This window comes from Rhodococcoides fascians NBRC 12155 = LMG 3623 (assembly GCF_001894785.1).
In the GTDB taxonomy this organism is placed as follows: domain Bacteria; phylum Actinomycetota; class Actinomycetes; order Mycobacteriales; family Mycobacteriaceae; genus Rhodococcoides; species Rhodococcoides fascians.
Window position 1 is genome coordinate 1,188,864 of sequence record NZ_BCWW01000001.1, and the last position, 12,637, is coordinate 1,201,500.

11 protein-coding genes are annotated in these 12,637 nt (G+C 64.3%); all 11 read left to right on the forward strand.

Annotated features, from left to right (window positions below; all coding sequences use genetic code 11):
* The first annotated feature begins 145 nt into the window (after positions 1 to 145).
* The 11 genes from RFA01S_RS05990 (at position 146) to RFA01S_RS06040 (ending at position 12,598) form a co-directional block, all read left to right on the forward strand.
* On the forward strand, positions 146 to 1,600 hold the full coding sequence (locus RFA01S_RS05990) for a condensation domain-containing protein (protein WP_032406478.1): 1,455 nt from the start codon (positions 146 to 148) through the stop codon (positions 1,598 to 1,600).
* Positions 1,597 to 3,039: an MFS transporter gene (locus RFA01S_RS05995; RefSeq protein WP_052060510.1), complete on the forward strand. Its 1,443-nt coding sequence runs from the start codon at positions 1,597 to 1,599 to the stop codon at positions 3,037 to 3,039. The genes RFA01S_RS05990 and RFA01S_RS05995 overlap by 4 nt, the downstream gene beginning before the upstream one ends.
* 91 nt (positions 3,040 to 3,130) lie before the next feature.
* Positions 3,131 to 4,339: a lipase family protein gene (locus RFA01S_RS06000; protein ID WP_032406614.1), complete on the forward strand. Its 1,209-nt coding sequence runs from the start codon at positions 3,131 to 3,133 to the stop codon at positions 4,337 to 4,339.
* The gene (locus RFA01S_RS06005) at positions 4,336 to 6,087 is read left to right on the forward strand and encodes a CocE/NonD family hydrolase (protein ID WP_032406477.1); all 1,752 of its coding nucleotides are present in this window, start codon (positions 4,336 to 4,338) and stop codon (positions 6,085 to 6,087) included. The genes RFA01S_RS06000 and RFA01S_RS06005 overlap by 4 nt, the downstream gene beginning before the upstream one ends.
* Positions 6,088 to 6,121: 34 nt before the next feature.
* On the forward strand, positions 6,122 to 7,321 hold the full coding sequence (locus RFA01S_RS06010; RefSeq protein WP_442978216.1) for a lipase family protein: 1,200 nt from the start codon (positions 6,122 to 6,124) through the stop codon (positions 7,319 to 7,321).
* A 182-nt stretch (positions 7,322 to 7,503) separates the two neighbouring features.
* A complete protein-coding gene (locus RFA01S_RS06015) occupies positions 7,504 to 8,022 on the forward strand; it encodes a DUF3558 domain-containing protein (protein ID WP_255283970.1) in 519 nt (172 codons plus the stop codon).
* Between the two features lie 96 nt (positions 8,023 to 8,118).
* Positions 8,119 to 8,442, forward strand: coding sequence for a hypothetical protein (locus RFA01S_RS06020; protein ID WP_238325053.1), 324 nt, complete (start codon positions 8,119 to 8,121; stop codon positions 8,440 to 8,442).
* Between the two features lie 228 nt (positions 8,443 to 8,670).
* Entirely contained in the window at positions 8,671 to 9,834 is a 1,164-nt protein-coding gene (locus RFA01S_RS06025; protein WP_052060534.1) for a low temperature requirement protein A, read from the forward strand.
* 12 nt (positions 9,835 to 9,846) lie between these two features.
* The gene (locus RFA01S_RS06030; RefSeq protein WP_032365206.1) at positions 9,847 to 10,602 is read left to right on the forward strand and encodes a phosphoglyceromutase; all 756 of its coding nucleotides are present in this window, start codon (positions 9,847 to 9,849) and stop codon (positions 10,600 to 10,602) included.
* 137 nt (positions 10,603 to 10,739) lie between these two features.
* Positions 10,740 to 11,912 carry a sensor histidine kinase gene (locus tag RFA01S_RS06035; protein ID WP_027498362.1) on the forward strand — a complete coding sequence of 391 codons (1,173 nt, stop codon included), beginning with the start codon at positions 10,740 to 10,742 and terminating at the stop codon, positions 11,910 to 11,912.
* The gene (locus RFA01S_RS06040; protein ID WP_027498361.1) at positions 11,909 to 12,598 is read left to right on the forward strand and encodes a winged helix-turn-helix domain-containing protein; all 690 of its coding nucleotides are present in this window, start codon (positions 11,909 to 11,911) and stop codon (positions 12,596 to 12,598) included. Before RFA01S_RS06035 ends, RFA01S_RS06040 begins: the two co-directional genes overlap by 4 nt.
* Positions 12,599 to 12,637: the final 39 nt, after the last annotated feature.

Sequence of the window (12,637 nt, forward strand, 5' to 3'; positions counted from 1 at the left end):
TCTGACACAGATATCCCGCGAATCGTTGTCAATTTTCCAAAATGCTCGTCGACGGGGTTTCTCGGCCTCTGCCCGGGTGATGCACTGGCCCCTCCGACGCACCTCGCCGCGTCGAATCGCTCTGTCTCCTTCGAAAGGTTGTGTCGTGGTCGCATTCGGACTCATCGACGAGTGGAAGCCCGCTCCAGGACCGCTCACCACGTGGTCACCCACCGTCGCCTCACGAGCTGCTGCCGCGGCTGCGCCCGTTCACCCGGCACCGCCCTCGCACATCCAGCAGGCGTATCTCGAAGCCGCCTACCGCAACCGGGGATCGTCGTTCCGATTCTCCCGGCTGTGCCTGGTGACGTTCAAGATCGAAGGCGCACTGGACCGCACCGCGATGGGACGAGCATTCAACACGTTCGTCACCCGACACGATTCGTTCCGTAGCTGGTTCTCGACGACGGCCGAGGGTTCGACGCGCCACCTCGTCGACGTCGCCGACATCGCGCTCGAAGCGACCGATTTCGGAACGCCTGCGGACTCCGAGGCCATTCGGAGTCACGTGCAGGACAGCACGCCCGGCCCCGAGAGCTGGGACTGCTTCTCGTTCGGAACGATCGAACACGACGATCACTTCGTGGTGTACGCGGCGGTCGATCACCTCGACACCGACGGCATCTCGCAGGCCCTGACCTACTACGAACTGCGCCAGCTCTATCGCAACGCGGTGACGGGGGAGTCCGACGGCCTGTTCACCCCGGGCAGCTACCTCGAGTACTGCCAGCGCGAACGCCTCGAGAGCGACGCGACGACTCTCGAGAGCCCTGCGGTTCGGACCTGGATCGACTTGGTCACCGACAACGGGGGCGATCTGCCGACGTTCCCACTTCCGTTGGGACGCAACAGCGCCGACTACACGCGGACCTCGCACAGTTCGTTCCCGTTGTTCGACGGTGCCACCGCGCAGGCAGTCGACGAGGCGTGTGCAGCCGTGGGAGTCAAGTTCATCGGCGGAATCTTCGCCGCCGCAGCTCTGGCGGAGTACGAGCTCGCCGGCCGGGGCAGCTACCTCGGTCTGACGCCCAAGAGCACTCGGGCGACCCCGGGCGAATTCGCGTCGATCGGGTGGTATTCGAGCCTGATTCCGGTGCAATTCGACCTCGGTGAGCAGCCGACGTTCCGTACCCTCGCAGTGCTCGCACAGGCAGCATTCGACTCAGGAAAGTTGCTGGCGAACACCTCGTACCACCGGGTGCTCGAGCTGGCCTTGCCGGAACACGGAATCACGACGCAGCCGGGATGGACCGCGCCGATGATCTCGTACGTCGACGTTCGCAAGTTGCCGGGCGAAGCCGAATTGGATGCGGCGGGAGCGGGTCTCTACGGCAACCGCGGCAGTTCCGAGGAAGTCTTCATGTGGATCAACCGCTTCGAGGACCACACCGGCGTCGAGTTCCTGTACCCGGGCACCGACGAGGCCGATCGTTCGATCGACCTGTACTTCTCCAAGATCTCCGAAATCTACGCCGCCGTGGTCGACAAGGGCGACTACATCCCACAGCCACCCGAGGCTCACGTGTTGGCCCACGAGCTTCCGGACGTCAGCAGGGTATGACGCTCCCTCGCCGCGGGTCGTGGCTGACGCTGGGTGCCTGCCTGCTGGCCGTCACGATGCAGATGATCGACGTCACCGCCGTCACCGTGGCGTTGCCGACGATCGCGCGTGACCTCGACGCGTCGGGCACCCAGCAGGTCTGGATCCCGACGGCGTATCTGCTCGCCGTCGCCTGCGCGCTGCTCACGATGGCGCGCGCAGGTGAGGTGTTCGGGCGCAGAACGGTATTCGGCACGGGCACTGCACTGTTCGCGGTGACGTCGGTGCTCTGCGCTTACGCGCCCACCGTCGAACTGCTCGTCCTCGCTCGCGTGCTCCAGGGGCTCGCGGGAGCGGCGATGTCGGCGCAGACGGTGGCGATCGTGACAGCGGCCTACTCCGGCACGCGGCGCACCACCGCGTTCGCGCTGTACGGTGGCACCGCGGGGCTGGCCGGACTCGCCGGGCCGTCCATCGGCGCAGCGCTGCTGCACCTCGATATCCTCGGAACCGGTTGGCGAGCACTGTTTCTGATCAACGTCCCGATCGCGGCGGCGGCGATCGTTCTCGGCCGTAGGTTCGTGGCATCGGGTACCGAGCAGGTCCCGGCCGGACACGGCGGACGGTTCGACCCGGTCGGTGCCGTCCTGTGGTCGATCGGGTCCCTGCTGATCGTCTGTCCCGTCATGATCAGCTCGAGTGTCGCCGCAGCGTTGCCCGCGGTTGCGCTCGGTCTGACGACACTCGCCGGGTTCGCGATGTGGGAGCGTCGTCGACGTGCTGCAGGAGCACACGTCATGGTGAACATCGGCGTCTTCGGTGAGCGAGGATTCCCCGTGGGATGCGCGGTATCGGCTCTCGTGTACGGGACCTTCACCGGGTTCGTTCTGACGATGTCGGTGACACTGCAATCCGGACTGGGTGAGAGCGCGTCGACGGTGGGAGTGATCACTGTTCCCTTCGCTCTCGGGGCGGTGCTCGCGTCGGTGGCCGCACCGATCTCGTACCACCACTGGGATTCTCGCGTCGTTGCGGCCGGCGCGGCTGCCATGGGACTGGCTCTGCTCGTTCTCGGAGTCACCACCGAATATCTGAACCGTGCAGGCTTTCCCTGGTGGGCGGTCGTGCCGCTCGGGATACTCGGCGCGGGTCTCGGGTCGGTGATCGCGCCGTTGCAGAGCACCATCGTCGCGGGGGTGGCCCCGCACGCCATCGGCTCGGCCTCGGGAATTCTGCCGACCGTCCAACAAGTGGGATCGGCTGTGGGAACCGCGGTGACCGGGGCCCTGTACTTCGGTCTGCTTCCTGCGGAGCCGGTTGCCGCGGACTATCTGGCGTCTCAGCGGACGGTGTTGTTCGGGCTGGCCGCGACCATGGTGGTGGCCACCGCAGTCGCGGCCGCGCTGCCCCGCGGCGTCATCGAACGCAGCTCGTCGATGGTTTCCCAGGGTGTGCCGTGAATATTTCTAAGTGATTGTCCCGCAACAGTATCCGTCAATATCTCACCCGGACCAGGAGTTCGGGCCGATCGAAATCGAGAAGAGTTACACCATGCTTCGCACCCTCGTGACCTCGACACTCGTCGTCGGGCTGATGTCGCTGTTGTTCGTAGCTGCTCCCCATGCGTCGGCCGCGCCCGGTGATCCGGCCCCGGTACCCGGCACGTTGTATGCGGCGGCTGCGGACCTGAACGGGAAGAACAACGGCGATGTCGTTGCCAGTCGGCGGTTTTCGAGCCCCCTGTATCCCGGTGCCGACATCTGGCAGCTCCAGTACCGGTCGTCCGATTCCCGAGGCGACGCCATCGCCGCAGTGACAACCGTTCTGGCACCGACGAACCGCGCACCCGGTGGGCCTCTACTGTCGTATCAGCCGTTCGTCAACGCGCTCGGGTTGCAGTGCGCACCGTCGGAGTCCCTGTTCGGTGCCGACCCGACGACCGGTGTGCAGGAACGCGAATTCCTCAACCTCGCGCTGATGCGTGGATGGACCGTGACGGTACCGGACCACCTCGGGCCGAAAAGTGCGTACGGCGCAGCCAAGTTGGGCGGACAGATCACGCTCGACGGCGTCCGCGCCGCACAGCGCGTGCCGGAACTCGGTTTGGCAGCGAGCCCGGTAGGCATGGCCGGTTACTCCGGCGGCGGTATGGCGACGGCGTGGGCCGCGGCGCTCGCTCCCAGCTATGCACCCGAGCTGAACATCGTGGGTGCCGCAGCCGGAGGTGTGCCTGCGGATCTGGACAACATCGCTCGCGCCTTGGGTTTTCAGCCCCATCAGGCATTCGGTCTCGCGTTCGCGGCCGCCCTCGGACTCGAACGTGAATACCCGGATCGTTTGCCGATCACCGCGCAGCTCAATCCCACCGGTCTGGCGTTGAAGGATCAGGTGTCGAATGCGTGCACGCCGGTGATCCTTGCGACCGGAGCCTTCAAGAGCGCGCTGGCGGTCTCGACCACTACGTCGTTGGTGGACAGCCCCGAGGCGCAGCAGATCATCGACGAGAACAGTCTGGTCAAGTACGCGGGTGTGCCGACGGCACCCACACTGCTGTGGGGAAGCGACAACGATCCGCTCATTCCGATCGGTGCGTTGCGTGACACTGCTGCTCGGTACTGCGCGAGTGGTGCCACCTTGCAGTTCGACGTCGTCCATGCACCGCAGCACATCCAGGCGGCGTTCGAGGGTCTTCCCGCGGCACTGACATTCCTGGACAACAGGTTCCGGGGTGCCGCGCCGCCGACGAACTGCCTCCGATGAGAAGACTGGCAGCCGTCATCGCTGCTGTGACGACGACTCTGGTCGCGGCTTCCGCGCCCGGATATGCAGCGGAGCTTCCGGTCCTGGCACCGCAGACGCTCGGCGACTTCTCGGTGCAGACTCGGTACTTCGACGTCGCAGTGGGGCCCGAACACGACCAGCACTGCACCGTCGTCGGGGATGTGTACGTTCCTGTCGGGCTAGGACCGGACCATCGAGCCCCAGCCATTCTGACCAGCAACGGTTTCGGCGGATCCAAGGACGACCAGGCCGGTGCCGCTGCCAGATTCGCCACTCACGGCTACGTGGTTCTGACGTACTCGGCTCTGGGTTTCGGCGGCTCGACGTGCAAGATCTACTTCGCCGATCCCGATTACGACGGCATGGCCGCATCGGCTCTGATCGGCTATCTCGCCGGTGAGAGCGGCGGGGTGTTCACCGATCCCGCACGGACGGTTGCCGCCCCGGCACTGGATGTGGTTCGACTCGACGCACCGGGTGACCCGCGCGTCGGCTACCTCGGCGGTTCCTATGCCGGCGCAACGGGATTGGCGACGGCGTCGGTCGATCCACGATTGGACACCGTCGCGTCGATGATCACCTGGAACGATCTGGCGCGGTCGTTGGCACCGGACGGGGCCGGCCGCAGATCCGTCGGGCCGGTCAAGAGCGTGTTCGGTTCGGCATTTCTGGCCGCCGGTGCCGTTCTGACCGGACCGGGCGGATACGCCGTCGATCCGGCACGGGCACAGGGGTGCCCGAACTACGCCCAGTGGGTGTGCGACGCCGCGTCCGCCTTCACGGTCAACCGCGAACCCGACCCGGGAACTCTGGCGGCGATGCGTCATGTCTCACCGGTGGACTATCTCGATCGAGTCGATGTGCCGGTGTTGCTCACGCAGGGGCAGAAAGATTCGCTGTTCAGTCTCGACGAGGCCGCAGCTACGTTCGAGACGCTGCGGGCGCGGGGAGTGGAGACGTCCATGGTCTGGCACTCGTGGGGACACAACGATCGCAAGGGTTATCCGGGTGAGTTCGACATCAAGGCCCCCGACCCGTTCACTCAGCACGAAGCGGCACTGGTGGGCAATTGGCTCGACCGACACCTCAAGGATCGTGACGTCGACCCAGGAACGGCTTTCACCTACTTCCGGGACTGGGTGCCCTATACCGGTGTCGCGTCGCCGGCCTACGTCGAATCCGAGACATTTCCCGTCGGTGCTCGCCGCACGTTCCGTTTGTCGAATGGATCACTGGCGGAGGGGGATTCGTCGAACGAAGTGTGGACGCAGACGATTCGGGGTGCAGGTGCGTCGATGCCCACCACGTTCGGACTGCCGAATCTCGCGGCCGAGTTGCCCGTGCCGCGGGTCTCGCTACCCGGCTCTGCCGCGAACTGGACGACGCCGCCACTGACCGAACCCATCGACGTCGTCGGCTCACCGACATTGTCCATCGGTCCCACGGTGTCCGGTCCCGCGACCGTCTTCGTCACCGTGCTCGACGTAGCACCCGACGGTGCGCGGAGCCCGATTCACGGACTCCTTGCACCCGCCGTACTCACCGGATCCGGTGAACCGGTGACCATCTCGCTACCCAGCATCGTCCATCGATTCGACCGCGGTCATCGCGTCGCCGTCGAGATCACCGCGTCGGATCCGTCCTTCGCAGGTGGGCCGGGCCCAGCGGACGTCACCGTGTCCTCGACGGATCCGATCAATCAGTTCTCTCTTCCCGTAGTCCCGTGATCTTCGATTTTGCTCACCCGAAAGGCTCGCTGTGATCCGAAAGTTCTTTACCCTGGGGTCCATCCTGGTGGCACTCTGCGCGTCCCTGTTCGCAGTGGGCACAACAGCTTCGGCGGCTCCCGCGCCGACGGCCCCGGATCCGGACGTCTTCTACGCGGCACCGGCCGACATCGCCGATCACGCGCCAGGTGACATCCTGGCCAGCCGACGGGCCGACGCCTGGATGTACCCCAACACCGACATCTGGCAACTCAAATATCGGTCCACCAACTCCGCAGGCGCACCCGTCGCCGCGGTGACGACCGTGCTGATGCCGCGAGGCAAGGGCGCGGGAACCCCACTGGTGTCCTATCAAGCCGTCATCAATGCCCTGGGCGTCAAATGTGCACCGTCACATGGTCTTTTCACATACGAGATCGGTGAAGCGCCGAGCCTGTACGTCGGTATGGTCGCCCGCGGTTGGGCGGTTGCGGTGCCGGATTACCTCGGCCCGACCGGAGCCTACGGAGCTGCGGAGTACGAAGGTCGTTTGACGCTCGACGGTGTGCGGGCCGTGCAAAACTTCGAGCAGTTGCCGCTGAAGGACAGTCCCGTTGCACTGCTGGGTTACTCGGGAGGCGCCTTGGCGACCTCGTGGGCCGGTGCCATGGCACCCACCTACGCGCCGGAGCTGAACATCGTGGCCAGCGTGCACGGTGGAACCCCGGCCGACCTGGGATTGATCGCACAGAACCTGGGCTACAGCGCGATTCCGCACCCCGCCTTCGGAATGGCACTCGCGGCATCACTCGGACTCGAACGTGAATACCCGACCGAATTCCCCGTCTCGGAGAACCTGAATGCAGCGGGCCTGGCCCTGCGAGATCGCGTGAGCAACGAATGCAGGCGCCCCATCATCGTCGGCGGAGCGTTCAAGAGCGCGAGAGATCTGTCGAACGTCGACATCGCGTCCCTTCCCTCTGCGCAGGCGGTACTGAAGAAGAACAGTCTCGTCGACTACGACGGCGTCCCCACGGCCCCGGTGTACATCTGGCATGGAATCAACGACTTCATCACCCCCTACGCACCGGTGAAGGAGACGGTCGACCGCTACTGCGCAGCCGGGGCGACCGTGCAGTTCCGGGCGTATCCACTCGCCGAGCACTTCAGCGGATCGATCGTCGGACTGCCCGAGGCCTACGCCTACGTGGACGCACGATTCCGGGGAGAGCCGGCACCGTCGAACTGCGGCTGATGCCCGCTTGGTGGTGACCTCACACCGCATTTGTCGACTGCGCGCCCTTGCTCTCGAGTGAGCGGGGGCGCGCAGTCGGTAGTAAGGGTGTGAGGTTGCCGGGGAACCGAGTCGGGGCTCGCCGCGTCCAACCAGTTGTGAGAGCAACAGGGCGCTGGGTGACGGGTGTGGTCGGACTGATGATGCTGGTCGCCGGATGTGGTGAGTCGACGCCGAGTGCACCGAATGCTGCGTTGCCGACGTCGACCAGCGTTGCGCCGATCGCCACCGAGCCCTGGGATCCATGCACCATCCCGGACAATGCCGTCGAGGCCGCGGGATTGGATGTGGGGAGCAAGACCACGAATTTGTTCGGAGACGCCCCCCTGTCGAACGACTGGAAGACGTGTATCTGGACAGACCCTGACCCTGGGTCGTGGTACTTCCTGGGTGTGTTCTCATCGACCCACGACCTCGAGTATGTGAAAGCGAACGACCAGTTCGACAGCTTCACTGCCGCTGACGAGAACGGGTTCGTGCAATTTCGACGTACCGCGAAGTACGACGAAGTCAGTTGCGGCACCGCTTATGACGTTGCCGGGGGAATCGTGTATTTCATTCTCGACGGCAGGGCTGGGCGCGAACCGTTGGGTGATCCGTGTTTTGAAGTCGGTCGGGTCACGAAATCGCTTCAGGCCAGCCTGCCTGCACGGGCACGATAGAAGACGGGCAACTAATCAATGGTTTCTGCAAACGGTGATCTGTTCGATTCGATGAAGTATTGGCAGGATCTCTCGGAGCGCGCTGAGGCTGGGCTGATGGAAATTCCTCCGGGCGTCGCTTCCCAGTGCGACCAGGTCTGCGCCGAATACATCGACCACTTGGCTGGGATGTTGGGGAAAACGAAATTTCTCGTCGACCTCGACGCATTCGGAACGCTTCCTTCAGCTCAACAGCTGGGTCGCAAGTTCAAGCGACTGGCCGATGGTGAGGAACGGTCGGCGGCTGTTGCGATCAGGCAACACATCGAGGTCATCGAATTGATGCGCTCGGTGTTTCGGCGCTATTTCGTCGACACCGAAGAGGTTGATCAAAGCGTGGGCGCTCGGGTCGGCGAGATCGGAGCAGCGCTGGGGGAGTAGTCGAGCAACCTCACACCCTTTCTCCGGACCTCGCACCCCCGCTATGCGGGGAACCCCGGCGCGCGGTCGTCACAAAGGGTGGGAGGTTCCGTAAATCGCCAACGCCATACCGTCGACCCTGCCCGAAATGTCCGTAAAGGCAACTACGGCAACGCAATCACGACAACATTCGCGAATCGGATGCCTTACTCTGCCTTCGTGAATCTTTCCACGGCCCGGCTGGTACAGATGCGTCCGCGCGATCCGAACGAACCGCATCGCGCGGCGAGTCCACTCGAATTGTTCTTCGACCTCGTCTTCGTCGTGGCCGTCAGTATCGCGGCGGTGCAACTCCATCACGCGCTCACCGAGAACCACGTCGCCGACGGTCTGCTCAGCTACGCCCTCGTGTTCTTCGCGATCTGGTGGGCGTGGATGAACTTCACGTGGTTCGCCACCTCCTTCGATACCGACGACTGGCTGTATCGAACGCTGACCGTCGTGCAGATGGCCGGTGTGCTGGTGCTCGCCGCCGGAGTCGAATCGGCGTTCGTGGACAAGGATTTTGCGGTCGTAGTGCTCGGCTACGTCGTGATGCGCGTGGCGATGGTGACGCAATGGGTTCGAGCGTCTCGGACCGGTGACTACAAGAAGACCGCACTGACATACGCGACAGGCATTGCAGGAGTTCAAGTTCTCTGGATTCTCTGGCTGGTGCTGTTCGACGGCACAGCCGCCGTCGTCTTGTTCTTCGTGTTGGCAGCCGCGGAAATGGCGGTTCCACTGATCGCCGAACGCAGCGGGTCGACGCCATGGCACCCGCATCACATCACCGAACGCTATGGGCTGTTCACGCTGATACTGCTCGGCGAGAGTCTGCTCGCATCGGCCAACGCCATCATCGAAGCGCTGCACGACGAGACGGCTCTGGCACCGTTGATCTCGATTTCCGTCCTCACCCTCGTCGTCACCGCGAGTCTGTGGTGGATCTACTTCTGGCCGCCGCACCACCGGGCCATCGGAAAGTTCGGCAACTCGCTGATCTACGGCTACGCGCACTACTTCATCTTCGCCGCGGCGGGCGCGTTCTCGGCCGGCATCGAGGTCGAGATCGATGTGCTCACCGAACACAGCAAGCTCGGCGACGTCGCAGCGTCGTTCACCGTCACGGTTCCGATTGCGATATTCGTCCTCGGCGTCTGGCTGATCGCCATCCGCGCCCACGCGGATCGCGTCGTCAACATCGCAGTTCCGGTCGGTGCCGTGCTCGTGTTGTTCGACCCGATCATTCCCATCCCGATCACCCTCACCGCGGTCGTCATGATCGTCGTCGTCGGCGTGCTCGTCGCACGCGGGCCACGACCCCCAGCGTTAGGTCGTTCCGCGGGCTCCACTCCCCAGCGTCCCGCATGAGAAACTGACCACATGAGTATCGGAACCCTGATTCTGCTTCGTCACGGCGAGAGCGAATGGAACGCGTCCAACCAGTTCACCGGCTGGGTCGACGTGCGACTGACCGAGAAGGGCGAGGCCGAGGGCAAGCGCGCCGGCCAGCTCCTCGCCGAGGCGGGCGTACTGCCCGACCTGCTGTACACCTCGCTGCTGCGCCGCGCGATCAGCACCGCGAACCTCGCGCTCGACGCGGCCGAGCGGCATTGGATCCCCGTCGTGCGCGATTGGCGTCTGAACGAGCGGCACTACGGCGCACTGCAGGGCTTGAACAAGGCCGAGACCAAGGACAAGTACGGCAACGAGCAGTTCATGCTGTGGCGTCGTAGCTACGACACTCCGCCACCCGCCATCGAGGTCGGCAGCGAATTCAGCCAGGATGCCGATCCCCGCTACGCCGACCTGGACAGCGTTCCGCTGACCGAATGTCTCGCCGACGTCGTCGAACGGCTCATCCCGTACTTCGAGGAGACGATCGTCGCCGATCTGAAGGCCGGCAAGAACGTGCTCGTCGCCGCACACGGCAACTCGCTGCGTGCACTCGTGAAGTACCTCGACGAGATCTCCGACGCGGACATCGCCGAACTGAACATCCCCACCGGCATCCCACTGCAATACGACCTCACCGAGGTCGACGGCAAGCTGAAGCCGACCAATCCGGGTGGCACCTACCTGGATCCGGAAGCAGCGGCTGCGGGTGCGGCTGCCGTGGCAAACCAGGGCGGTAAGTAACTCCGCCACGCACAAACCGGCAGTTTGTCGAAACTGCAGGTGAACGAACGAAGAACACTGCCGACGAGGGCTATGACGACCAGGGAAATGCCTGCACCCTGCGTATGTGAGCCGTCCATCGAACGTACGATTCCGGTGTGAGTGTTGCATCGGCCGTACTACTGGCAATTGCCGCGGCCTTCGTGGGATACCTCGTCGGCGGTGTTCTGATCCCGTACCTCAACACTCGACACTCGGAGCGCCGCCGCGCCACCTCCGGATTGACGATGTCGCAGGTACTGGACCTGATCGTGCTGGCGTCGGAGAGCGGTATCGCCGTCGTCGATCAATTTCACGACGTGGTGCTGTCGAATCCTCGGGCCGAGGAGCTCGGTCTGGTGCGTAACCGTTCCATCGACGAGCGGGCGTGGGCCGCGGCGACGAAAGTGCTGTCCGACGGCAATCCCGTCGAAGTCGATCTCAGTGCCAAGGCCCCCCGGCCCGGCCGCGACAAGATCGCCGTCCGGTGCGTCGCGAGACTGCTCAGCAAAGAAGACCGACGGTTCGTCGTTCTCTTCGCCGACGACGATTCCGAGCAGGTACGGATGGAGGCCACGCGTCGTGACTTCGTGGCCAACGTCAGTCACGAACTCAAGACACCGGTCGGTGCCATGAGCCTGCTGGCCGAGGCGCTGCTCGAATCCGCCGACGATCCCGACTCCGTCCGGCACTTCGGCGGCAAGGTCGTCGCCGAATCCAAGCGCCTGGGCAACATGGTGACCGAGCTGATCGCGCTGTCGCGTCTGCAGGGGGCCGAGAAACTGCCCGACCTGGAAGTGGTGGACGTGGACACCGTCGTCAACGAGGCGATGGACCGGTCCAAACTCGCTGCCGAGAACGCGGGCATCTCCGTCACCACCGACCACCCGAGCGGGCTCGAAGTACTCGGCGACCAGGCGCTACTGGTGACGGCGCTCGCCAATCTCATCCAGAACGCGATCGCGTACTCCTCCGACGGTTCGCCCGTTTCGGTCAGTAGGGCATTGCGCGGCTCCAACGTCGCGTTCGCCGTCACCGACCGAGGAATCGGTATCGCCAAGGCGGACCAGGAACGCGTCTTCGAGAGATTCTTCCGCGTCGACAAAGCTCGGTCGCGGGCCACCGGCGGGACAGGCCTCGGCCTTGCCATCGCCAAACACGTCGCAGCCAACCACAACGGCAGCATCTCGCTGTGGAGCAAGCTGGGCACCGGATCCACCTTCACCCTCCAGATCCCCGCGTACTTCGAAGAAGAAGACGACGCCGCGGTTACAGAAAGAGAGAATCAGTGACCAACGTTCTGATCGTGGAAGACGAAGAGTCGTTGGCCGATCCACTGGCCTTCCTGCTCCGCAAAGAGGGGTTCGAGGCCACCGTCGTCGGCGACGGACCGTCGGCTCTGGCCGAATTCGATCGTGCCGGCGCGGACATCGTGCTGCTCGACCTGATGCTTCCCGGAATGAGCGGCACCGACGTGTGCAAGCAATTGCGTTCGCGCTCAGGCGTTCCCGTGATCATGGTGACCGCGCGTGACAGTGAGATCGACAAGGTCGTCGGGCTCGAACTCGGTGCCGACGACTACGTCACCAAGCCGTATTCGGCCCGTGAGCTGATCGCTCGTATCCGCGCCGTACTGCGCCGCGGCAGTGACGCCGAGGTCGATGGCGGCACCGACACCGGAGTGCTCGAGGCCGGGCCGGTGCGGATGGACGTCGAACGTCACGTGGTGATGGTCGGATCCGATCAGATCACGTTGCCGCTCAAGGAGTTCGACCTGCTCGAATACCTGCTGCGCAACTCCGGCCGGGTCCTGACCAGGGGCCAGTTGATCGACCGAGTCTGGGGTGCGGACTACGTGGGCGACACGAAGACTCTTGACGTGCACGTCAAACGACTGCGGTCGAAAATCGAGACCGACCCGGCCAAGCCGGAGCATCTCGTCACCGTGCGCGGTCTGGGCTACAAGCTCGAGGGGTAGAGCCTGCGGCATGTGAGTGGAAACGCGTAGTCGGCTACC